Here is a 23,756-nt window from a genome sequence, read left to right on the forward strand (position 1 = left end):
ATTTATATATACTCTACAGCGCCTCTGGGTTTATCCAGCGGCGCATACTTATCCACGCATTCCCAATCACTTCATGGGCATATTGCGTTACTACACGTAATGCCTCAGCATTTGGTATAAATTGTTTATACAAAGGTAAAGCCGCAAAATTGTGATAATCCGTAGCGGCAGGAATTACCTCAATGCCTTGGGCATTAAACAAGTTTATTGAGCGCGGCATGTGTAGCACAGACGTAACCAGTGCAACCTTAAAATCAACGAGCTTAGGCGCGAGTAGTTTGGCTTCTGCGGCTGTATCCATTGCCTGTGGGTTTTGTTTTATGCGGTTTTTACTCACCCCTAAATTTATTGCTGTTTGGCTCATTAACGCGCTATTTGTTACTTTATTATAGCCACCGCCAGATACGATAAGCGTTGCATTAGGGTTTTTTTTTGCAAGCTTAACCCCTTCTACCAAGCGAGTAAGCGCACAGTTTCCTAGCTGATTATTAGCGCTTAAAGCGGGGTTAGGGTTTATGTCGCAACCCAGTACAACAATTTTATCAAGGGTTGGGTGTTTTAGTGCATTAAAAGCCAATGACGCGGGCTCATTGTTTTTAATCAGTTGATGCGCAGCAAACGGCGTACTTAATACTAAAAGCGCCAATAGACTTAAGCTTGCGATTACTAAAGCAGACTTACGTTCACGAAACGCCAACACTAGCATTACAAACGCAAGTAAACCAAATAGTGGTAGCGGCATAATTAAGCCACCTAATAATTTTTTTAATTCAAACATAAAAAGCAACATAAAACACAATAGGCCTTATGTTACTTATTCGTTTGTGATTTATCGACCGTTATTTTGCTTACAGGTATTTAAAAAATGGCGATAAACGGGGTTGTCTTTCATGTCTTTTTTCATGGCTAGGTACATAGGGCGGGTTAGGCCTAGTGCACCAAGCGGGATAGATTTAATTAAACCTTGGCTTTCGTAAGGTGTTACCAACCAATCAGGCAGCGCTGCTACACCCATTCCTGCACTCACTAGCTGAAAAATTAATAAGCCTTGGTCTACATTTTTTAAGGTGCCGTCAAAGCGGGCATTTTGAATAAAGTGTTTAAATATATCTTGTCGCTCGCGCGGAATAGGATACGAAATAATGGTTTCGTTTTTTAAATCAAGCGCCGTTACATATGCTTTTTTAGCTAGGTCGTGATCAGGGGCGACGATAAGCTTTAATTTAAAATCAAATAAGTGAGCGTATTCAAGTTTATCAGGATCGCGTATATCTGAGGTCAATACTAAGTCGAGCTCATCGTTGAGTAAATCAGGTATAGCGTCGTAGCTAAAGCCGCGTTCGTAGTCAATTTTAATGTCTGGCCAAAAATTATTAAATTCTTTAATTGTAGGCAGCAGCCAATGAAAACATGCATGGCATTCAACACTTAAGCGCAGTTGGGAAATAGGTTGATTAAGGCTTTCTTTTAAACGGCACTTAGTGGCTTCTACTTTAGGTAAAACTTCGTTGGCAAGTTCGAGTAATAGCATTCCTTGTGGCGTAAAGCGCACAGGCTGCGTTTTTCTTTCAAATAATTGGCAATCTAATTTGTTTTCTAAGTCTTTAATTTGATGAGATAAAGCTGATTGCGTTAAAAATAATTCGCGGGCTGTATTAACTAACGATCCGGTGTCTTTTAATGTCGCAATAGTTTTCAGGTGTTTTATATCAATCATCTTTAATAATTCTCAAGGGAAAAGTGAGTTTGGCTCAGATTTACTACATACTACGCCTTTACAAAAAACGTTTCAACGTCTAGATGGCTAAAATAATCTATTATTTACTAAAATAAGCCCTTAAAGTTAAATTAACTAATGTGGGTACTTTGGTTGCTACTAGTTTGATGAGTTTGGCATGAGTTTAGCTCAAGTTGTTTTGTTGGGTTATGCAGCGGCTGTTTAAAGCGCGTTATGGGCAGGGCAGCTTAATAAATGGCACTGGTTTTTAAGAGGGATAAGTAATTATCACAACGCGTAATAACAGGTCTGTTTTTAATGGGCTAAAGCTTAAACAGTAATAATATGTTTTTATTACTTCAAAACTGAGCGCTTAAATAAACGAATGGGTATTACGGGGCTTACTTTTTACACCTTTTTGGTTGTGAAAAAGTAAGCCTTTGGATAACAGCTACTACAGGGGTTTGTGGATAAGCTTAATGGCGTGTTGTGCTGTAACTGGTTTTGACTTTAAAAAGCCTTGCCCGTAATTACATTGAGTGGCTTGTAAAATATTTAGTTGCTCTTGCGTTTCGATTCCCTCAGCCACAACTTCAAAGTTTAGTGATTGCGCTAATGAGAGAATGGCCTCTACTAACGGATTATTGGTTTTGTTGAGGTGATCGATAAAGCTTTTATCTATTTTTAAAATATGAATAGGTAATTGGTGTAAGTAACCAAGTGCTGAGTATCCAGTACCAAAGTCATCTAAGCATAACTTTACTTTAAGTGGGGCTAGCCCTTCTATTATTTGAGTTGCTAAATCAAGGTTAGCAATAAGCCCTGATTCAGTGATTTCTAAACACAACGACCCTAAAGGCAGTTGGTATTTATTATATAATGCGTGAACTTGGGCAACAAAGTCGAGGCTGGCAAAATGACGCGATGACACATTGACCGTTACTTTTAAAAAGCGATGCCCTAATGTGTGCCAGTGCGCAATATGTTGTGCAGCAAGGTCAAGCAAGTGCAAATCGAGGTTAATAATTTGCCCAGTGGTTTCGGCTATCGGAATAAATTCATTTGGTGGCACAAACCCTTTTTTAGGATGGTGCCATCTCACTAATGCCTCAAAGCCGACAACTTCGCTTGTCGCTATAGTAAAAATAGGTTGAAAATAAAGCTCAAATTCGTTGTGTTCAATGCCGTGTTGTAAGTCGTTTTCTATATCGGCATGTGTTTTGAGCTTTTTACGCATGGTGTTATTAAAAAACTTAACTTGGCCACGCCCGCTTGATTTAGCTTCGTACATAGCGGCATCGGCTTGCTGTAATAGCAAATAGGCTTTATCGTCGCTGCTTTCACTAAAGGCGATGCCAATGCTGGTTGATGCTTGCAATAAATGACTATCCACATTAAGTGGCTTAGCAAGGGCTGTGTTTATTCGTTTTAACGCTTCGCTAACCTGGTTTCTGTGCGTGATGTTTTCCATAAAAATAGCAAATTCGTCGCCACCTAGGCGTGCAAACGTATCAGTGTTTCTGACGGTGCCTTTTATTAGCTCACAAATTTTAATTAAAAAATGATCGCCAACCTCATGGCCAAGCGAATCATTAATACTTTTAAATCGATCAAAATCTAAATAAAGCAAGGCATGGCTCGTGCCTTTTTTAACACGCGATAAACGCAAAATTGCATGTTTAATACGCTCAATAAGTAACGAGCGATTAGCGAGGCCTGTTAGCTCATCATGCAATGCTTTGTGTTCAAGCTCTTGCCTTGCAAGCTGCCTATCTATGGCCATACTAATTTGCCTACTTACGTAGGTTAAAAGGGCGCTGTCGTGTTCGTTGTAATGCAGCTTTTTATCGTAACTTTGAACAACAATTACACCGCTTATTCTATCATTTGCTTTAAAAGGCACACCTAGCCAGGATTCAGAAAGACGGCCAACAAGTTTAAAGTCGCCGTTATTTATATGTTGCTGATAATCGTTTTGATTTAATAGCAGTACACGGTCTGATTTTAGTAGGTAATACGAAGCTGTGTCTTTTAATTGCTCTTTTGATATTTTTTTGTGTGCGTGCGTTTGAATGCCTTCTTCAACGATGTAAACCAAATCGAGTATGTCTACTTGCTTATCGTAAAGGGCAATAAAAAAGTTATCTGCAGGAAGTAAGCTATTTATTATGCTGTGAAGAGCTTCAAAAAAGGTATCTAGGTTACTGGCTTTATACGTTAAATTAGCGATTTGCAGTAAGCTGTTTTCAAGCTTTTGCGCATCATTTAACTGTTTTACTGTGTGCGTTAAGCTATTGACCGTGTTTACTTGGTTTAGCTTAGCACTTAATAAATGCGCAACCGTGGTTAATATTTCTAGATGGGCGTTTGTGAAGTAGTTTTTTATTGGATGTTCACAATCAATAACCCCTAAAACATGATCCTTGTATATAAGTGGCACACATAACTCTGATTGAGCAGGGCGTTCATCAGCAATGTAGCGAGGGTCTTGCGTTACATCGCCAATAATAATAGCTGTGCCTGTACGGGCAACATAACCGGTTATACCTTCGTTAAAGCCAATAACTTTGCGCTCTGCTTGGTATTCGTCTCTGGCGTGGGTTATGCCCATAGAAGCGACTTGATTTAGCTGTAAACGTGTTTCATCAGCCAGGTAAATAACACAATCAACAAACCCAAGGCGGTTTACTACTTGAGTGGTTACATACTCAAATAACTCTTCTAAGGTATCGAGCTGTAATAAGCTTGAGGAAAACTGATTTATTATGCTCAGTTGTTCAGTTTTAACTTCGAGCGCTTTATAGGTATCGATATGATTCGACATAGGGTAATTTTATTCTTTTTATTTGTATTAGCACTGATAAGTTAACCCAAATTTAAAGCATGTTCAAAATAAAACGCTTAAACGAGTGTAATCGTCGTTAAACTTAAACCCAATAGCATTTTGCAGCACTCATAGAGGGGAATAGTTTAGATAACACTTTACTAGATCTTTCCATATGCCTATGATCGGATAAATTCAGCCGTGGAAAAAAGTAATGAGCATTAATACCGATTCAAAAAACACATTAACCATAACTCGTCCAGATGATTGGCATGTCCATTTACGTGATGGTGAGCAACTCAAAGATACAGTACGTGATATTAGCCGCTACATGGGCCGCGCCATCATAATGCCAAACCTTGTACCGCCAGCAACGAGCACTGATTTAGCGCTAGCTTATCGAGAGCGAATTATGGCAGCGGGGCCGCAGGGCAACTTTGAACCCTTAATGGTGCTTTACCTAACAGATAAAACCACACCTGAAGAAATTAAAAAAGCCAAAGCAACGGGCAAAATTGTTGCTGCCAAGTTGTACCCAGCAGGGGCAACCACTAATTCAGACTCAGGGGTTACATCAGTAAAGAATATTTACCCAGTATTAGAAGCGATGCAAGACGTGGGCATGCTGTTATTAGTGCATGGTGAAGTGACTGATTCATCAATAGATATTTTTGACCGTGAAAAAGTATTTTTAGAGACGATTTTAGGCGATGTTGTAGCGGATTTTCCAAAGCTGAAAATAGTGCTAGAACACATTACGACAAAAGACGCCGTTGATTTTGTAACAGCCGCGCCGCAAAATGTGGCGGCAACTATTACCGCGCATCACTTATTGTACAACCGTAACCACATGTTAGCTGGTGGCATACGTCCGCATTATTACTGTTTACCTATTTTAAAGCGCAATATTCACCAACAAGCGTTAATGGCAGCAGCTATAAGCGGAAATAAAAAGTTCTTTTTAGGGACTGACTCAGCACCACATTATAAAGATAAAAAGGAAGCGGCATGTGGTTGTGCTGGCGCCTATACAGCACATGCTGCGATTGAACTTTACGCCGAAGCCTTTGAAGAGGCGGGCGCATTGGGCAAACTAGAAGGCTTTGCAAGCCATTTTGGGCCTGACTTTTACGGACTTGCCCGTAACACCGATACAATTACCCTAGAGAAAAGGCCTTGGCAAGTCCCCGCAAGTTACACGCTTGGTGACTCACAAGTTGTGCCTATTAAAGCAGAAGCTACGATTGACTGGCAGGTTAAGTAAACTGCTTTAAATTAGCATTGTATTAAAGCCGTATAGCTTGCTGTACGGCTTTTTATTTGCTTGAAATTCAATCTTTACGCGAGTTTTAACGCTCTTTACGAGGTACTTTATTTGTTAAGCTAAGCTGTTATACATGAATTGTTACAATTACGAGCAAAAAAGCTGTCGTTTTTTGTTCAGTTTTAGCTTTAAAAATAACCACTTACATATAATGCTTTATTTATTTTTGTTCTGAGTAAATAAATCTTAATTAATAGAGCCAAAAAAAAATTAATGTGTTAACCTTAACTTGCTTTGAGTTTTTGCGTATTGAATTTACGGATATTGTGCTGCGTTTAAGGTTACCGGTTAGGTTAAAACTTGTTCCTGTACTATACCTCCAGAATTTTGGGCACTGACTCAGGGAGGATATAGCCATAATAATATGGCTGAATTTTAATTATTGACTTACAGGAAAATTTAGTATGTCGGTTACTGGTAAAGTAAAATTTTTCAACGAAGCTAAAGGCTTTGGTTTCATTGAACAAGAAAATGGTCCTGACGTGTTTGTACATTTCAGCGCAATCACTGGTTCTGGTTTTCGCACTCTTAGCGAAGGTCAAGCAGTGACTTTCAGCATCAAACAAGGTCAAAAAGGCCCTGAAGCTGAGAACGTAGAAGTAGCATAATTTTAATTATGTGAACCTTAGTTCATCTTGGTGAAGCAGTTTTCTGTTTCACCATAATTCCTCAAAATCTTCCTCATTGTTTTTATACTCTCTAATATTGTTTGTTCACTCCCTAATACAGTCAAACGTTAAAATTTACTTCTCGCTATAGCTTCAAACACGTTTAACATATTTGCCATTTAAATAGTTAAAAACCCTATTTAATAGCAACGCCGCTTCAATACACTAACAGCTCACAATCTGCATACTTTCACCAAGGTTAAACAATACATTTACCACACGCATAGTGTGTATTAAAAAACCGTGTAATTAACTGAGTGTTTTACTGGCTTTAATAAGGCTTAACTTGGGCTTAGCAAAGTTAAAGCCATTAACTTAAATGCAGTAATATTTATACATCATCTCAAAACCACTTTCGAATTGTTGTATTTTTATACGATGAAGCGCAGGATTTGTAAGTTAAGATGTGTTTTTAGCCTAATTTAACCAAATCTAGTTCATCAAATTGTCACATTTTTATTATTTTTGTTTTTTTTTAAGGTGCAATTCAGTTTTGTTTAGATGTTGCATTTTTGTTTCATGTAAGTGTCTAATTTTTAACTAGTGTTTAATTTTAAAGGGGCTATATAATGCTAAAACGCCTTAATGCTGGTTGCATTTATGTTAACAGTATTTTTTGTAATACTTTAGTTTTAGCTTTTTCAAGGTATTTATTTACTTAGAATAGCTAACATCAAGTTGACAGGGCGTATTGCATTTAGCATTATTGGAGGGTTGATATCTATTAAAAGATATCAGGGTTGTCATCCTTAATAAGGTTGATAATTAAATTATAAAAGTAACATTACTTAATTGGTTGGGAACTATGTCTGTTAAAATCAGAAAGAGTCTTGTAGCATCTGCGTTGGTTGGCGCTTTTGCATTTGCAAGCAGCAATGTGATTGCAGATCCTTTGAATGACGTGCAAAAAGCAGGTCAGCAAATTCAAAAGGCTGCTGTTAAGTCTCAAACTAAAATTGACAACGTATACGGTCAAACTCAAGAGCTAATCGCTGAGTACCGTAGTATTGTTGATGAGACTGAACTTATGAAAGTGTACAACGATCACGTAGCACGTTTGGTCGCTGACCAAAATGCGTCAATCGAATCGTTTGACCGTCAAATCGCTACTATCGACAACACTAAACAAAACGTTGTGCCTTTGATGTATCGCATGATCGATACGCTTGAGCAATTCATCAAAGCGGACGTTCCGTTCAATCTTGATTCTCGTCTTGCTCGTGTAGAAAGACTTCGTGAAATCATGGCTTCTGCGTCTGTAACGACGTCTGAGAAATTCCGCCAAGTTCTTGAAGCATACACAGTTGAAACTGCTTACAGCTCGGCTGTAACTGCTTCTCAAGGTACTTTAGAAGTTGATGGTAAAAACATTAACGTTGATATCGGTCGTTTAGGTCGTATCACTTACGTAGCACAATCTTTTGACTTAAAACACGCTTGGGTGTGGGACAACAACACTAAAGAGTGGAAAGAATTAGGTGAAGAATACCTAAAACCAGTTAAAGAAGTGATTCGTATGGCGCGTAAGCAAGCGACACTAGAACTTGTTAAACTACCAATCTTTGGCGCGGAGTAATCGAATAATGAAGAAACTATTTAAAGGTTTTGCTGTTGCAGCAGTACTATCTGTTTCTGCAGGTACCGCGCTTAATGCACATGCAAATACTGATGCTTTAGATAAAATTCTTGAGCAAGTAAAGCAAGAACGTATCTCTGAAGGTAAAATCAATAAGCAACGTGAGCAAGAGTTCTTGTCAGAACGTGCTGACAAGCAAGCATTACTTAACAAAGCAAAAAGCCAATTAGCGTCTGAAAAAGCACGCGGTGACAGCTTAGCTAAGCAATATGCACAAAACGAAAATACATTAGCTGAAAAAGAGCAAGCGCTTCAAAACGCACAAGGTACTCTTGGTGAAATGTTTGGTGTTGTACGTCGTGCAGCGCAAGACGCTATCGGTTCTATCGAAGCTTCACTAGTAAGTGCTGAAAAGCCAGGCCGTGCTGAAGTACTTCGTTCATTAGCAGCTGCTAAAGAGCTTCCAACAGTTCGTGAACTTGAAGAACTTTGGATTGCACTTCAAACAGAAATGACTGAGTCAGCAAAAGTTTCTACTTTTGAAACTGAAGTGTCAGGTCTTGACGGTAACTCTACAGTTAAGCAAGTAACACGTATCGGTAACTTTAACTTAGTTACTGACGAAGGTTACTTAATCTACTCGCCAGAGACAAAATCTATTCAGCCTTTAGGTAAACAACCTGATAGCTACATTTTAGATGGTATCTCTGCTCTTGAAGGTACTTCTTCTGACAATTACGCTGGCGTATACATTGACCCGACTCGTGGTGCAATCTTACGTATCAACACGCAGAAGAAAACGCTTATGGAATACTACGAGCAAGGTGCTGAAGTTGGTTACATCATCACAGTTTTATTAGCTGTTGGTCTACTAATCTTCTTAGTACGTTTCGTTGACTTAGCGCTTACTACTTCTAAGATCAAGTCTCAGCTTAAAAACTTGTCTACACCGAATACAAACAACCCACTGGGTCGTATTCTTAAAGTGTACCATGACAACAAGAGCCAAGACGTTGAAAACCTTGAGCTTAAACTTGATGAAGCTATCTTACGTGAAACGCCACGTGTTGAAGCTGGCATCAACATCATCAAGATTCTTGCTGCAATCGCACCGTTACTTGGTCTACTAGGTACAGTAATCGGTATGATCTTAACGTTCCAAACAATCACATTGTTCGGTACGGGCGATCCGAAGATCATGGCTGGTAACATCTCTCTAGCTCTTGTAACTACAGCGCTAGGTCTAATTGCTGCACTACCACTTATCCTACTTCATTCAATTGTTGCAGGTCGTAGTAAGTCAGTATTACATATCCTTGATGAGCAAAGCGCAGGTATCGTTGCTACTCACGCGGAGAAGGAGAAAGCCTAATGCTAGTCCTGATGGAGATATGGGAATCTATCAGGGATTTTGTTGGCACAGGCGGCCAGGTATTATACGTGGTCGCGATAGCACTCTTTCTTATGTGGGTTTTAATGATTGAGCGCTATTGGTTCCTACTTGCTGAATTTCCTCGTTTAACGAAGGATATTGTAGCGAAGTGGGATGCCCGCCAAGACACTACGTCTTGGTACGCACACAGAATCCGTGAAGCATGGATTTCTGAAGCGTCTGAAAAATTAGATCAGCGTATGTTGTTGATTAAAACATTAGTAGCTGTTTGTCCTTTAATAGGCTTACTTGGAACTGTAACGGGTATGATCGCGGTTTTCGAAACCATGGCAACCCAAGGTACTGGTAATGCACGTTTAATGGCATCAGGTATTTCAATGGCAACAATCCCAACAATGGCTGGAATGGTTGCGGCACTATCTGGAGTTTTCTTTAGCTCACGCCTTGAGGCAAGAGCGAGAATGGTGAAAGCCAAACTTGTAGATAGCATGCCTCATCACTAGAGAGAGAATTAAATATGGCACGTAAACAACGTTTTCGTGAAGAAGAAGAAGCAGCGGTAGATATGACGCCAATGCTTGACATCGTATTTATCATGCTTATTTTCTTTATCGTAACTACATCGTTCGTTAAAGAGGCTGGTATCGAGGTCAATAAACCTAAAGCGGCCCAAGCTACGAAGCAAAAAAATGCTAACATTTTTGTTGCTATTCGCAGTGATGGTGCTATCTGGATTGATAAACAGCAAGTTGATGTTGAACGTGTTTCAGCAAAAATCGAAAGTTTATTAGCAGAACAACCTACTGATGTTGTGATTTTGCAAGCTGATAAAGAAGCAAAGCACGGCGTAGTGGTTAAAGTTATGGACCAGATCAAAGCGACAGGTGACAACCTGAGAATTTCAATAGCTGGAGATCAGTAATGATTCGTTTTCTGTTTTCACTGATTGCAGGTGGGGCAGTTACTTTCGGCTTGTTCTACTTCATGGCTTACCTCATCTCTGGTGGGGCTGACCGTAATACTGAACAAAAAGAGCAGATCATAGTCGAAATAATGACGAATCCGCCTGAATCTAAGGTGCAGGAGAGGAAGCGTGTTCCGCCTCCGCCTCCGCCACCGCCAAAGCAGCCGCCTAAACCGCAGCCGCCACAGCCGGAGAATAACAATCCTAACCCTGGTGCTATGTCATTTAACATGGGTAGCATTGATGTAGGAAGTTCGGCTGGTGGACTAAGTGGTCCAGGTGCATTTGGACGAGATGGTGATGCGACACCTATCGTTCGTATTGAACCAAAATATCCAACGCAAGCAGCGCGTGATGGTAAAGAAGGTTGGGTTCAACTTTCGTTCACAATTGATGAGTTAGGTGGCGTGACTGACGTTCAAGTTATTGACGCAGAACCAAAACGTATCTTTGACCGTGAAGCTAAACGTGCATTACGCAAGTGGAAATACCGTCCTAAAATTATTGACGGTAAACCACAGAAACAAGTTGGTTTACAAGTTCAACTAGACTTTAAACTTAACCAAGGCTAAGGAGGCGAGTAATGAGAAATTTATCTAAAGTAACTGCTCTTGCAATTCTTATGTCTGTGTCAGGTGCAGCTATAACTGCACCTGTATTAGCAGCGCCGGATTACGCTAAAATTGAAGAGCGTAAAAAAGCCAAGACTAAAATCATGGGCGAGCGTACTGGTAAAAAGGTAATTAAAGCGTTTGACTTGTACAATGAAGACAAAATTGATGAAGCAATTGCCTTGTTAAAAGAGATTGACGCATCTAACGACTTCGATAAAGCGACTGTAAATCGTTACTTAGGTAGCATGTACGCGCAAAAAGAGAAGTACGATGAAGCGATTAAATACTCTAGACAAGCTGTTGCCCCTGATATTTTAAACTTCGCAGATCACGAGCAAACTTTAAAGCTATTAGGTGATTTATACGCAGGTACTGAAAAGTTCCAAGAAGCCAAAAAAGCTTATACAGCTTGGATGGACTTCACCGGCGAAGAAGACCCTAAAGTGTATACTCGTATCGCGCAAGCTAACTATCAGTTAGGTCAGTTTCGTGATGTTTTTAAACCTGCCGACAAGGCAATCTCTTTACAAAAGGAGCCTAACAAGGCCCCTTACCAATTAAAATTAGGTTCTTACTTTGAACTTAAAGACTACGCCAACATGGTGAAAATTGGTGAAGAGATTGTACGAGTTTGGCCAGATGACAAAAAAGCCTGGGTTAGTTTAGGTAAATACTACCTACAAACCGAAGACTACTCTAAAGGTCTAGCGACCATGGAAGTAGCATTCAAAAATGGCTATTTTGAAGCGGAAGTAGATTACAAAGTACTTTCTAACTTTTACTCTTTAAACGAAATTCCATTTAAAGCGGCTAAAACCCTTGAAAATGCGATTAAAGAAGACAAAGTTAAGCGTACTAAGCAAAATGTTAACGCAATTGCTAGTAACTACCACCGTTCTAAAGACATCGAAAAAGCTGCTAAGTACTACGAAGAAGCTGCTAAATTTGACGACGATGCAGAGCTTTACCGCAAAGCAGGATCGTTACTTTTACAATCTGAGAACTTTAGTGCTGCTGTTGTTCGTTTGAACAAAGCGTTAGAGCTTGGCTCTGACAAAAAAGGCACCATTTATTCAGACTTAGCTGAAGCGTACTACTACCAAGCTAAATACAAGCAAGCTTATGCTGCTATTACTAAAGCAATGGACGACCCACGCACACGTAAGTTTGCTAAAGGTTGGTCTACATTTATTAAAGATAAAGCCGCTCGCAACGGTGTTAAAATTTAACTTTAATTTGTTTTAGCAATTATATAAAAAGCCCCTATGGGGCTTTTTTTATTGGAATTTATAATGAATAAAACGCATCTTTTGTCTGTCCTATTTAGTCTGTTTTTGGTTGCTTGTTCAAAACAACCACTGCCTTTTGAATCTTATGATGCTGCGCAGCAGAGTATTAAAAGTTTAAACACGGCGCTAAAGCCTGTGGGCACTGAAAGTGTATCCACTGAACAAGTACTGCCTTTTTCCTCAGCGTATTTATCGCTTCGTCATCAGATGTATCAGCGCCTACAAACAATGACTCTTTCAAACGCGCAAACACAGCAGCTAAATTACTTAATTATTGCTGAGCGTTTTCCTGAGCGCTTTTTCAGCTGGCCTGCACAGGTCAATGTGTTAGATAACTTATTATCAGCGCAAATGCAAAGTACTATGGCTAACGAGGTAATTGAGTGGCTTAAGTACACTCAAGATCAATTAGACAGTGCGCTGCAAAGCAATTTGAGATTAAACAAGGTTGAATTAAACCTCCTGCAGGGTTACTTACAAACGTCATTATTAAAACAATCTAGCGTAAACGATTTAAAAGCCCAGATTGCAGAGTTTAATGATTACTTGGCCCAATACAAACCAAGGGGAAGCATTGGCTTACGTGGACTTGCTAATGGCAGTGAATGGTATCAAAGTAAACTAAATTACTTCAGTGGGGCAGTTAAGTCGCCTTTGCAATGGGTTGATACTATTAATCAGCATCTTCAAATTGACTCGCATACTGCGCCTAATTTGAGCTATAACGAGCATCATAGTACTTCGTTTATTAGCCAATACTTAAGCAAGGCGCCAAAAGTAAAAGGGATTGATTGGCAAACTGATTACATGCTGTTGCCCGCTATGGCTAAAAATAGCCAGCTAAGCCCAGAAGATAAAAGGCTAATGCTTGCGCTAATGGAAACCGATGTGGGCATACATTACCATGCATGGACTTTATCTCAGGCAAAAGTGAACTTAGTAAAACGATTAGCTATTTCACAGCGCGATGCGCAGTATTTAGTTGAAGATAGTGTGCTTTACCCAGGCCACGCTTTTAGTTTTGCCGAGCAACTATTAACACTTTAAACGCTTATGTGCGCTTTGCGCACATTTCACAGCGCTGTGTTGCAGGGTCTTTTTTAAGTAACCGCTCAGAAATTGCCTCTTCACAATCGCAGCAATAGCCGTATTGACCAATATCAATTTGGCTTATTGCCGCTTCTAATTCTGTCAGCCTATTAACTAAAGTTTGATATTCAGGACCTAAGTGGTAGGTGGCCGTGTCAAGCCATTCGTTATGCTGGCTAGTTAATACAACGTCACGTAGCTTAAGATGGGCAGGGTGTGCTGATTGGCTCAGCATCGCTAATATTACTGATTTAACGTGTGCTATTTCACTGTGCAGTTGTTGCTGATAAAGCATATTGGTATAACCTTCATTTAGCGTTTCGTTATACCGGTATTATCTGAGCTGCGCTGCTTATACGCTATGATTTGAATCAAGTTGCGGAGACTTAGCGTATTTTTTTAAAACCTGTGCTACATCACCTTTTACTTTAAGACGTCTTATTTCATCAAATAGTGCATTGGCTTGTGGGTATTGGCGTTTTAGATAACCCAGCCATTGCTTAGTACGAGAGGCAAAATATTTTTCATCTTGTGTGGGGTCTTGATGAATAGCAGAGTGAATCAAATGATAAATTATATGTTCCCACTCTAGGCCATTATATTGTTCATTATTAACATGAGCTTTAATTTTTTTCGCCAAATCAGGGTGAGAAAGCGCACCGCGCCCTAGCATTAAATCGCTACACTGGCTTCGGGATTGGCAAAGTAGGGCATCTTCCACTTGCCAAATTTCACCGTTGGCAACCACGGCTATGTTTTTACCCTTTATTAGCGGGGGGATTTTTTCCCAGTATGCAGGTGGGTTATAACCATCACGCTTAGTACGGGCATGTATTGCAATACTATCTGCACCTGCGCTTACAACGGCATCTACAATTTCTTGGCTATTGCTATCATCATCAAAGCCCAAGCGTATTTTAGCGCTTACTTGATGTTTACTATCGACCGCATCCCTTACCGCTTTGATTATATCATACATATGATCAGGGTCTTTTAGCAGTACAGCGCCCCCGCGGCTTTTATTTACCGTTTTTGCAGGGCAGCCAAAATTAAGATCTATACCGTGGGAGCCTAATTCGATAGCTCTAACCGCATTTTCTGCTAATACGTCGGCCACTTGCCCTAACAACTGTACGCGCACAGGAGTACCGGCTTTGGTTAAACCGTTATTATTGAGCTCAGGGCAATAGCGATGAAACACTTTAGCCGGTAAACATTTATCAATTACTCTAACAAATTCTGTCACGCATAGGTCAAAGCCACCAATATTGGTAAGAAGTTGGCGCATTTTAAAATCAACAACACCTTCCATAGGCGCTAAAACAAGTTTCATAGAGTATTTTTATTGAAAAAACGGGTGCGTAGTGTACCTGCAAAGTATGGTTTGATAAAACTTAAATTACTGCCCATATTTGTTTGTATAAATTTAAAAGTAAAAAAAATGAAAATAAATGAAAGTTTTTATTTGATAGCGGGTCTATTTAATTATACAAGCAACGCATAATTGACAATAATTAGTTTGCGTTATCTTAATACACACTTATATAAGAGAGTCATACAATGAATACAGTAAAGAAAAACTCAATCGCGTTAACCTTAGGTGCAGTAGTTGTTGGCTCTGCAAGTTTTGCCTCTGCAGATGCACAAGCAAACCCATTTGAATTTCAACAGTTAGTAACCGGATACCAGCTTGATGCGGCAGAAGGTAAGTGCGGTGAAGGCAAATGTGGCGGCGACGCAAAAGGTAAAAAAGAAGGTAAGTGCGGCGAAGGCAAATGTGGTGGCGACGCAAAAGGTAAAAAAGAAGGTAAGTGCGGCGAAGGCAAATGTGGCGGCGACGCAAAAGGTAAAAAAGAAGGCAAGTGCGGCGAAGGCAAATGTGGCGGCGACGCAAAAGGTAAAAAAGAAGGTAAGTGCGGCGAAGGCAAATGCGGTGGTGACGCAAAAGGTAAAAAAGAAGGTAAATGCGGCGAAGGCAAATGTGGCGGCCAATAACAGGCTGATTTAAGTACCTGATTTACTCAGATATACGTTATGCTAAAAGGGCCAAAAGGCCCTTTTTGTTTTAGGAGATAATGATGAGAGCAACACAGAACTCAGCATTTGGGATGGTGGGCTTAGGTCTTCGTCGAGAGATGCTTGATGAACTACTAGCGCATACACCAAAGCAAATTGATTTTATGGAAGTAGCGCCTGAAAACTGGCTTAAGCTGGGAGGGCGCTTTAAAAAACAATTTAAAACCTTAACTGACGCCAATAATTTTGTTTGCCATGGTTTATCGCTTTCTATCGGCTCGCCTGAACCTCTTGATATTGAATTTGTTAAATCGCTAAAAACGTTTTTTGATCAGCACAACATTAAACTATTCAGTGAGCACCTAAGTTACTGCTCTGGAAAAGGGCATATGTACGATTTAATGCCAATCCCTTTTACTGAAGATGCCATTGCACACGTTGTACCTCGCATCAAACAAGTGCAAGATATTTTAGAGCGCCAAATAGCCATCGAAAATGTCTCTTATTATGCGGCGCCTGGCCAGCAGTTATCTGAGCTTGAATTTACAAACACGATTTTAGAGCAAGCTGATTGTAAGCTACTGCTTGATGTAAATAATATTTATGTTAATTCAATTAACCATGGTTACAACGCCGAAGCGTTTTTATTAGGGCTACCTTCAAAACGCATTGCATATGGACATGTAGCTGGGCACTACAATGAAGCCGATGATTTAATTGTTGATACCCACGGCGCGGATGTTATTGACCCCGTATGGGATTTGCTTGATAAAGCGTACCAAGCGCATGGGGTGTTTCCTACCTTATTGGAGCGTGACTTTAATATTCCAAGTATAAATACACTTACAAAAGAGCTTGATATTATTCACGATTTACAAAATAAGCAGTTATGCACATCGCCTACTCAGCAATTAGCATAAAGGAAGAAATATGAGCTTTATTGACAGCCAAAATGAGTTTATGGCGCACATACGTGAGCCTGAGCATAACCCAAAGCCTAACGATATTGAAGATAGACGCATGGCGATTTACCGCGACTTATTTTTTAATAATATTGCAGGGTTTATCTCATCTGGTTTTCCGGTGCTTAAAACTTTATATACACAGCAGCAATGGCAAAAATTAATAAGGGCATTTTTTAGTGAGCATGACTGTAAGTCGCCTTATTTTTTAGACATAGCAGGGGAATTTATTAATTACTTATCGAGCAGCTATACCCTGCAAGAGTACGATTATGCATTTATGCTGGAGCTGGCACATTATGAGTGGATAGAGCTTGATGTTTCCGTGGCTAATGAAGATACCAATGAGCAACGCTTAAAAAGCACTGAACTAACCAGTTCTACACTTTACTTATCGAGTGTAGCGCGTAATTTAAGCTACCAGTATGCGGTGCAAAATATCAGCACAGAATATAAACCCAGCACGCCATCTGAGCAGCCTAATTACTTTGTTGTATACAGAGATGATAACGACGACGTACAGTTTTTAGCTACAAATGCAATGACCGCCTTGTTACTTTCAATAATAGAATCTAATGCGGGCATAGACTTTGAGAGTGTATGCCAGCAGGTTTTAGTCCACGCGCCTAATTTTAGCGAACAACAAATTGCGCATGGTGCGTTAAGTACGCTTAATGCAATGTGCGAGCGCGGTATTATCGTGACAAAAAATCAACATTAAGGTCTTTATAGATGTTTTTACTTCGTCTATCATGGCAGCCTTATTTGTCGTGCTTAAAAAAAGGTTATACCAATGTCAGATGATAAAGACTTTAAAGATCCGTTTAACGCTACTTACTTTATTGCTTTTTTAGCAGTTTTTGTGGGTATTGGCTGTTTAAATGCGATTTTAGGCTGGATCACAAGCCTAACTTAAAGCTCCTTGCTCTATTAAGGCTGTTGTTTATATCAGCCTTAAGCTTCTTTTCTTCCTCCACTCTTATAATTTTCAAACCACCTCGGTATTAATAACAGCAAACTCGCATTTTAACGTCAGTTAAGGTTATAATCAGCTGCTTTGAAATATAAACTATTGAGCAATTAAACTTATGACTCAAGTAACACCCGCTATTATTAAAAACAGTATCGCAACCATTGCCGACTATCCTAAACCAGGCATTATGTTTCGTGATGTAACAACACTAATGGCAAATCCAGAAGCCTTTAAAGCAACAATCGATGCTTTTATAAACGAATATAAAAACCAAGGCTTTACAAAAATTATTGGTACAGAATCTCGCGGCTTTATTTTTGGTGCACCGCTATCTTACGCGTTAGGGATCCCTTTTATTCCTGTTCGTAAGCCAGGCAAGCTACCACGCGAAGTGATTCGCCAAGATTACCTACTTGAATACGGTGAAGACACATTAGAGCTTCATGTTGATGCTATTGTCCCAGGCGACAAAGTATTATTAGTTGACGATTTATTAGCTACCGGTGGCACAATTGAAGCCACAGCAAAGCTAGTTGCAAAATTAGGCGGCACAGCCACTGATGCAGCGTTTGTTGTTTCATTACCAGAGCTTGGTGGTGAGCAGCGTATAGAAAAAATGGGTATTAAAATCTTAAAACTGGTTGAGTTTGAAGGCGAGTAATTGATGAGTTATCAGGTTCTAGCGAGAAAATGGCGTCCGCAAACCTTTCATGAATTGGTTGGCCAGTCTCATGTAAAGCAAGCGCTTGTTAATGCGCTAACGCAAAATAGACTGCATCACGCTTATTTATTCACTGGAACCCGTGGTGTGGGTAAAACGACCATTGCGCGTATTTTTGCTAAAAGCTTAAATTGTGATGAGGGTATATCGGCATCTCCATGTGGGCAATGTAGCAGTTGTACTGATATAGAAGCAGGGCGATACATTGACTTACTTGAAATCGATGCCGCTTCTCGCACCAAAGTAGAAGATACTCGTGAAATTCTTGATAACGTTCAATATGCACCCACGCGTGGACGTTACAAAGTATACCTAATAGATGAAGTACACATGCTCTCTAAGCATAGCTTTAACGCGTTATTAAAAACGTTAGAAGAGCCGCCAGAGCATGTGAAATTTTTACTAGCAACCACCGATCCGCAAAAGTTACCTGTTACCATTTTATCGCGCTGTTTACAGTTTAACTTAAATGCACTTTCGCAAAGCGAAATTAAAACTCAGCTTGAGCATGTCCTTACTCAAGAGGAGTTGAACTTTGATAAAGATGCGCTAAGTATTATTGCAAAAGCCGCCGATGGCAGTATGCGTGACGCGTTGAGCTTAACAGATCAAGCTATTGCGCAAACCAACGGCGACATCAACAATCAAGCCGTACAAGCTATGCTTGGTTTAATGGACACCCATTACAGCCAAAGTTTGCTTGCTGCTTTGTTAGCACAAGATGGTGGCGCACTGATGGACGAAATAGCCCAAGTAGCGAGCCGTAATCCTAACTATATTGCACTACTTGATGATTTAATTGCATTAACTCACCTTATTCAATTAACTCAGCTTGTCCCTCAAGCAGCGCAACTTGATGATAAAAATGCCGATTATATTAGCCATGTTGCACAGCACACCCAGGCTCAACAAATACAGGTTTATTACCAGTTACTATTAAACGGTAAAAAAGACTTACAATGGGCGCCAGAGCCTCGTTTAGGCTTTGAAATGATAATGCTGCGTTTATTAGCATTTGAGTCTGCAGGTACAACGCCTGCTCAATCGCTTCCTGAGACTAGTGACACACCAAGTGCAGTAACACCTGCGCCTACCGGTAGTAAAGGCCGTGCCGATGCGCTGCGTGATATATTAAATAAAAATAAAACACCATCGCAAGACGAAACTCCTGCTCCGCAAGTAATGGTTGAGAAAAGCCAAAACCAAAGCACAGCGCAAAGCCAAACAAGTGATGAACCCTTAGAGCAACCGCCCACAGAGCAGCTAACACGCTCGCCAAGTGAGCAAAACAGCAACAGCGCATCAGCTGCGGCTCAAAGCCTGCAAAACGATATACCGAGCCCAGTGCAGCAAAGTGCGCACATTGCTAAGAGTGACGATGCTGCTGAGCGCCAAAGTGAAGACGATGCTTATCTGCAACACAGTAATATGGAGCAAAGCTTAGCAGCACAATTTGATGATGTTATGAGCAGTGCGGTAGAGCAAGGTTATAACCCTGAACCTGTAGCGCTACACACACAACCCGCGCCTGAAAACGCCGATGCTAAAGATAGCAGTGTGCGTGAACAAGAAGCTCAAGCACAATCAGCAATTGCGCGAATTTTACGGGATAGAAATATATCGGGGGCAGGCAGGCTTTCAGGGGGGAGTGTAAATACCCCTGAGCAAGCGCAAACACCAAAATTGCCTGCTCTAGCTACGCCTCACAGCGAAGCAAAGCCACATAATACAAGCCCGCAAGCGAGTGAGTCACAAAACGATTCACCGCCATGGCATGACCATGCGCAAGGCGATAGCGAAAAAAAGCCAACGCTCCCAGTAACAGGGAGCCAAACGCCAGCTGAGCCAGTAACGCAAAGCCAGCCAGCGCGTAAGGTTGATTTTAAAGAAAAGCATCAAACAATTACTGAAAACTTAGCGCCTGAGCTGCTTGAGCAAATTAACCCGCAAAAAAAGCCTGAGGTAATAGAGCAAGAGCCCGCTATACCGGTTCCTGATGATTTTCAAAGCCCAATTAGCGAGATTAAATTTGCGCATCAGCAAGATGAGTGGGCTTATTTAATTAAGCGTATGGGGCTTGGTGGGCGAATGCGCCAATTTGCATTACACTCGATTTTTACTAAGCAAGGCGACAGTTTACATATTGACGTGGATGAATCGCAAAAACACTTAGATACGCCCATGCTTAGGCAAAAGCTCGATGCGGCGTTATCAAGCATATACGGGCATAACGTATCGCTGAGTATTAACTTTGCAAAAGGGGTGATTGACTCGCCTTATTTAATTCAGCAAAAAATAGATGCAGGGCGACACCAGCAAGCAATTGATGTGATCACATCTGATGAAAACATAGTACAATTTCAGCAGCTATTTAGCGCCGAAATTGACGAAAACAGTATTCAGGCATTGTAATTAAATACAATCGCCCTTATCTTCATGACAACTAGAGTTTAAAAGAAAGAGAGAAAATTATGTTTAAAGGTGGAATGGGTAACATGATGAAGCAAGCGCAGCAAATGCAAGAGCGCATGCAAAAAGCCCAAGACGAAATCGCGACAATGGAAGTTGTTGGCGAAGCCGGCGCAGGCCTTGTAAAAGTAACCATGCTTGGTAATCATAATGTGCGTCGTGTTGAGCTTGATGAAAGCCTTATGGAAGACGACAAAGACATGATTGAAGATTTACTTGCTGCAGCATGTAACGATGCTGTTCGCCGCGTTGCTGACGAAACGCAAGAGCGTATGGGCAAAGTAACTGGCGGTATGCAATTACCACCAGGTATGAAAATGCCGTTTTAAGCAAATATGCAACTTTCAGATAGTTTAACGCAGCTTATAGAAGCGCTACGTTGCCAACCGGGTATTGGTCCTAAGTCGGCTCAGCGCATTGCGTTTCATTTATTAGAGCGCGATCGTAAAGGCGGTACTCAACTTGGTAACGCATTGACCAAAGCCATGGGCGCGGTTGGGCATTGTCAGTCGTGCCGCACTTTTACTGAGCAAGCGCAGTGTGATATTTGCTTAAGTACAAAACGCCAAGACAGTGGTGTGCTGTGTGTTGTTGAATCGCCTACCGATGTGTTGGCAATAGAGCAAACAGGCCAATACCTTGGTTTATATTTTGTACTTATGGGGCATTTATCGCCAATTGACGGTATTGGCCCTAAAGAAATTGGCCTTGATATACTTGAACAAAAGCTCTCGCACGGCGGTATTAACGAAGTGATTTTAGCAACCAACCCCACGGTTGAGGGCGAAACCACTGCACATTATATTGCCCAGCTTTGCCATAAATATAAAGTAGGGGCCTCGCGTATAGCGCATGGTATACCTGTTGGTGGCGAGCTTGATTTAGTAGATGGCACAACGTTAATGCATGCATTTAGTGGCCGCCGAGCGGTTATGCAGGACTAACACAACTATCTGAAATCGTTTTAAAAGCCTACATAGTAAAATATGTGGGCTTTTTTGTGTTTGCTATTTAATTACCGTATAACGTGTGTGAGTTTGCCGGTAATCATATTAAATTAATAAATGAGTTAAACTTGGCGACGTTGTGTTATAAATTATTGACTAACAACAACTAGATAACGTGATAGTTGCACGGCTCACGCGCCTTAAAAATATCGCTCAAGTTGGTATAAAAACATCAGGAATTTATCTGATTAGTAAGGAGTACTATGCAAAATAATAAACACGACAATAAAGGCGGCTTACTCAGCAGTAAGCGCTTTTTACCGCTATTTGTAACGCAGTTTTTGTCGGCTATGAATGATAATGTGTATAAGCAATCCGTGCTTATATTGTTAGTGTTTCAAGCTGCAACCCTTGGCGATGGTGCGCTGTATTCAAACCTTGCAGCGGGCTTATTTATATTACCGTTTTTTTTATTTTCAGGAATGGCGGGGCAATTAGCCGAAAAAACAGAAAAATCAAAGCTGATCCGGCTTGTTAAATTTTTCGAAATACCGATTATGGTTATTGGCGCAGCCTCTATTTTTACACAATATGTATGGCTAATGCTGACCACCGTGTTTTTTATGGGCTTGCAAAGTACTTTTTTTGGCCCGCTTAAGTATTCAATATTGCCGCAGCATGTGGCGCCTAGCGAATTAACAAAAGCCAATGGCTTGGTTGAGTCTGCCACTTTTGTCGCTATTTTAATTGGTACTATTTTTGGCACCTATTACATTACTCAAACAACAGGTCCAACAATTATTAGTATTGCCGTGCTGATACTTGCAGTACTTGGCTTTTTCAGTAGCCGCTTTATTCCTATAAGCCAAGCCAATAATCCTAATTTGCACTTTACCTATAATATTTTTTCATCCACTAAAAATGTATTTAAAGCGCTTAATGCTCAAACAGAATCGGTTGGTAAATCGGTGTTGGGTATAAGCTGGTTTTGGCTAATAGGCGCGGTTATTTTAACGGCATTACCTAATTACGTTAAGCATGTAATGGGTGGCGATGAACTCGTTGTAACCAGTGCGCTGGTGGTGTTTTCGCTAAGCATTGCCGTGGGGTCTTTGTTGTGCGAAAAGCTCTCGCGCTCACGTATTGAGCTGGGCATTGTACCTTTTGGCGCTATTTTAATTACGCTATTTTTGTATTTATTAAGCCAAGAGCCGGCTATTAGTGAATATATCGCGCCCTCTGAAAATTTATTAACGCTTAAACACGTGCTTAATACAGGCGACATGGTATGGCATTTTGTTTGGATGGCAGGTATTGGTATTGCATCCGGTTTTTATACTGTGCCGCTGTATGCGCTTATTCAACAGCGTACCGAGGAGGCAAGTCGTTCACGGGTGATAGCTGCTAATAATGTGCTTAATGCGCTCTTTATGGTTGGCAGTGCCATATTAAGTATTGTAACGCTCTCTGTTTTAGAGTGGCATATTTCGTCGCTACTATTGCTTTTGGCGGGGCTTAATTTGCTTATCTCTATTTATATTTACACTAAGGTACCGGAATTTTTCTTGCGCTTTGTTATCTATATTTTAGCCATATGCATGTATCGCGTGCGCACAAAAGGGCATGAAAATATTCCAAGCGAAGGCGCAGCCGTTATTGTGGCTAACCATGTAAGCTTTGTAGATTGGATGTTTATTTTAGCCACTTCGCCTAGGCCTATACGCTTTATGGTGTTTGCCCCCATTTATTACTCAAAAGCGCTGCATTGGCTATTTAAAATGGCAAAAGCTATTCCAATTGATAGCGAAAAAGCCAACCCAAAGGCGTTTTCAAAAGCATTTGATGAGGTTGCCGCAGCGCTTGAACGCGGTGAGTTAGTTGGTATTTTTCCTGAAGGAAAACTAACAAGTAATGGTGAAATGGACATGTTTAGGCGGGGCATTGAGCGCATTATAGCGCGCACACCTCTGCCTGTTGTACCCGTTCACTTAGGTGGCTTGTGGGGCAGTATGTTTAGCCGTAAAGCCAAGTGGCAACTACCACGCCTTAAATGGTCGTTAGTATCGGTGAGTGTGGGAGAGCCGATTGAAGCTGAGCAGGTAAGTGCTAATTATTTGCACGAACAAGTCAGCGCTTTAAAAGCCCAGCACGCTAAAAACACACCGTAATTTAACTCTAAAAGCCACATTTTTATGTGGCTTTTTATTTAT

The 23,756-nt window shown here is 40.6% G+C and carries 23 protein-coding genes; 18 read left to right on the plus strand and 5 right to left on the minus strand.

What is annotated here, in order from left to right:
• Positions 1-13: 13 nt before the first annotated feature.
• The 3 genes from MTF64_RS05075 to MTF64_RS05085 form a co-directional block, all read right to left on the minus strand.
• Positions 14-778 (minus strand): ElyC/SanA/YdcF family protein, encoded by a 765-nt coding sequence (locus tag MTF64_RS05075; protein WP_248450808.1) that lies wholly within the window; start codon positions 776-778, stop codon positions 14-16.
• 51 nt (positions 779-829) lie between these two features.
• Entirely contained in the window at positions 830-1,717 is an 888-nt protein-coding gene (locus MTF64_RS05080) for a LysR substrate-binding domain-containing protein (RefSeq protein ID WP_004588141.1), read from the minus strand.
• A 454-nt stretch (positions 1,718-2,171) separates the two neighbouring features.
• A complete protein-coding gene (locus MTF64_RS05085) occupies positions 2,172-4,541 on the minus strand; it encodes a GGDEF domain-containing protein (RefSeq protein ID WP_024033357.1) in 2,370 nt (789 codons plus the stop codon).
• Between the two features lie 214 nt (positions 4,542-4,755).
• Between MTF64_RS05085 and pyrC the strand changes: the two genes are divergently transcribed.
• The 9 genes from pyrC to MTF64_RS05130 all read left to right on the plus strand — a co-directional run bounded on the left by pyrC (position 4,756) and on the right by MTF64_RS05130 (position 13,416).
• Positions 4,756-5,805: a dihydroorotase gene (gene pyrC, locus MTF64_RS05090; protein WP_248450809.1), complete on the plus strand. Its 1,050-nt coding sequence runs from the start codon at positions 4,756-4,758 to the stop codon at positions 5,803-5,805.
• Between the two features lie 464 nt (positions 5,806-6,269).
• A complete protein-coding gene (locus tag MTF64_RS05095) occupies positions 6,270-6,473 on the plus strand; it encodes a cold-shock protein (protein WP_004588138.1) in 204 nt (67 codons plus the stop codon).
• A gap of 865 nt (positions 6,474-7,338) precedes the next feature.
• Complete coding sequence (locus tag MTF64_RS05100) at positions 7,339-8,109, plus strand: DUF3450 domain-containing protein (RefSeq protein ID WP_004588137.1); 771 nt, start codon at positions 7,339-7,341, stop codon at positions 8,107-8,109.
• Positions 8,110-8,116: 7 nt separating this feature from the next.
• Complete coding sequence (locus MTF64_RS05105) at positions 8,117-9,481, plus strand: MotA/TolQ/ExbB proton channel family protein (protein ID WP_004588136.1); 1,365 nt, start codon at positions 8,117-8,119, stop codon at positions 9,479-9,481.
• Positions 9,481-10,005, plus strand: a complete 525-nt coding sequence (locus MTF64_RS05110; protein WP_004588135.1) for a MotA/TolQ/ExbB proton channel family protein — start codon at positions 9,481-9,483, stop codon at positions 10,003-10,005. The genes MTF64_RS05105 and MTF64_RS05110 overlap by 1 nt, the downstream gene beginning before the upstream one ends.
• Before the next feature lie 14 nt (positions 10,006-10,019).
• A complete protein-coding gene (locus MTF64_RS05115) occupies positions 10,020-10,424 on the plus strand; it encodes a biopolymer transporter ExbD (RefSeq protein ID WP_004588134.1) in 405 nt (134 codons plus the stop codon).
• Positions 10,424-11,038, plus strand: a complete 615-nt coding sequence (locus tag MTF64_RS05120; protein WP_004588133.1) for an energy transducer TonB — start codon at positions 10,424-10,426, stop codon at positions 11,036-11,038. Before MTF64_RS05115 ends, MTF64_RS05120 begins: the two co-directional genes overlap by 1 nt.
• A gap of 11 nt (positions 11,039-11,049) precedes the next feature.
• Positions 11,050-12,309 (plus strand): hypothetical protein, encoded by a 1,260-nt coding sequence (locus tag MTF64_RS05125; protein ID WP_004588132.1) that lies wholly within the window; start codon positions 11,050-11,052, stop codon positions 12,307-12,309.
• A gap of 63 nt (positions 12,310-12,372) precedes the next feature.
• The gene (locus MTF64_RS05130) at positions 12,373-13,416 is read left to right on the plus strand and encodes a hypothetical protein (protein ID WP_248450810.1); all 1,044 of its coding nucleotides are present in this window, start codon (positions 12,373-12,375) and stop codon (positions 13,414-13,416) included.
• Between the two features lie 4 nt (positions 13,417-13,420).
• On the opposite strand, the gene MTF64_RS05135 is transcribed toward MTF64_RS05130, so the two are convergent.
• Both MTF64_RS05135 and MTF64_RS05140 read right to left on the minus strand, forming a co-directional pair.
• Positions 13,421-13,753: a conjugal transfer protein TraR gene (locus MTF64_RS05135; RefSeq protein ID WP_248450811.1), complete on the minus strand. Its 333-nt coding sequence runs from the start codon at positions 13,751-13,753 to the stop codon at positions 13,421-13,423.
• A gap of 57 nt (positions 13,754-13,810) precedes the next feature.
• The gene (locus tag MTF64_RS05140) at positions 13,811-14,791 is read right to left on the minus strand and encodes a tRNA-dihydrouridine synthase (RefSeq protein WP_248450812.1); all 981 of its coding nucleotides are present in this window, start codon (positions 14,789-14,791) and stop codon (positions 13,811-13,813) included.
• A gap of 227 nt (positions 14,792-15,018) precedes the next feature.
• Between MTF64_RS05140 and MTF64_RS05145 the strand changes: the two genes are divergently transcribed.
• The 9 genes from MTF64_RS05145 to MTF64_RS05180 all read left to right on the plus strand — a co-directional run bounded on the left by MTF64_RS05145 (position 15,019) and on the right by MTF64_RS05180 (position 23,714).
• Entirely contained in the window at positions 15,019-15,453 is a 435-nt protein-coding gene (locus MTF64_RS05145; RefSeq protein ID WP_126007513.1) for a hypothetical protein, read from the plus strand.
• Between the two features lie 113 nt (positions 15,454-15,566).
• A complete protein-coding gene (locus tag MTF64_RS05150) occupies positions 15,567-16,394 on the plus strand; it encodes a DUF692 domain-containing protein (protein ID WP_248450977.1) in 828 nt (275 codons plus the stop codon).
• 10 nt (positions 16,395-16,404) lie between these two features.
• A complete protein-coding gene (locus tag MTF64_RS05155) occupies positions 16,405-17,157 on the plus strand; it encodes a putative DNA-binding domain-containing protein (protein ID WP_064385198.1) in 753 nt (250 codons plus the stop codon).
• 72 nt (positions 17,158-17,229) lie between these two features.
• On the plus strand, positions 17,230-17,352 hold the full coding sequence (locus MTF64_RS19905; RefSeq protein WP_004588125.1) for a hypothetical protein: 123 nt from the start codon (positions 17,230-17,232) through the stop codon (positions 17,350-17,352).
• Between the two features lie 172 nt (positions 17,353-17,524).
• Positions 17,525-18,070 carry an adenine phosphoribosyltransferase gene (gene apt / locus MTF64_RS05160; RefSeq protein WP_004588124.1) on the plus strand — a complete coding sequence of 182 codons (546 nt, stop codon included), beginning with the start codon at positions 17,525-17,527 and terminating at the stop codon, positions 18,068-18,070.
• A gap of 3 nt (positions 18,071-18,073) precedes the next feature.
• Positions 18,074-20,542 carry a DNA polymerase III subunit gamma/tau gene (dnaX, locus tag MTF64_RS05165; protein WP_248450813.1) on the plus strand — a complete coding sequence of 823 codons (2,469 nt, stop codon included), beginning with the start codon at positions 18,074-18,076 and terminating at the stop codon, positions 20,540-20,542.
• A 59-nt stretch (positions 20,543-20,601) separates the two neighbouring features.
• Entirely contained in the window at positions 20,602-20,928 is a 327-nt protein-coding gene (locus MTF64_RS05170; RefSeq protein WP_004588122.1) for a YbaB/EbfC family nucleoid-associated protein, read from the plus strand.
• 6 nt (positions 20,929-20,934) lie between these two features.
• Positions 20,935-21,543 (plus strand): recombination mediator RecR, encoded by a 609-nt coding sequence (gene recR, locus MTF64_RS05175; protein WP_004588121.1) that lies wholly within the window; start codon positions 20,935-20,937, stop codon positions 21,541-21,543.
• Between the two features lie 266 nt (positions 21,544-21,809).
• Positions 21,810-23,714 (plus strand): MFS transporter, encoded by a 1,905-nt coding sequence (locus tag MTF64_RS05180; RefSeq protein ID WP_248450814.1) that lies wholly within the window; start codon positions 21,810-21,812, stop codon positions 23,712-23,714.
• Positions 23,715-23,756 lie beyond the last annotated feature (42 nt).

Source organism: Pseudoalteromonas sp. 2CM41L, assembly GCF_023161905.1.
In the GTDB taxonomy this organism is placed as follows: Bacteria; Pseudomonadota; Gammaproteobacteria; order Enterobacterales; family Alteromonadaceae; genus Pseudoalteromonas; species Pseudoalteromonas atlantica.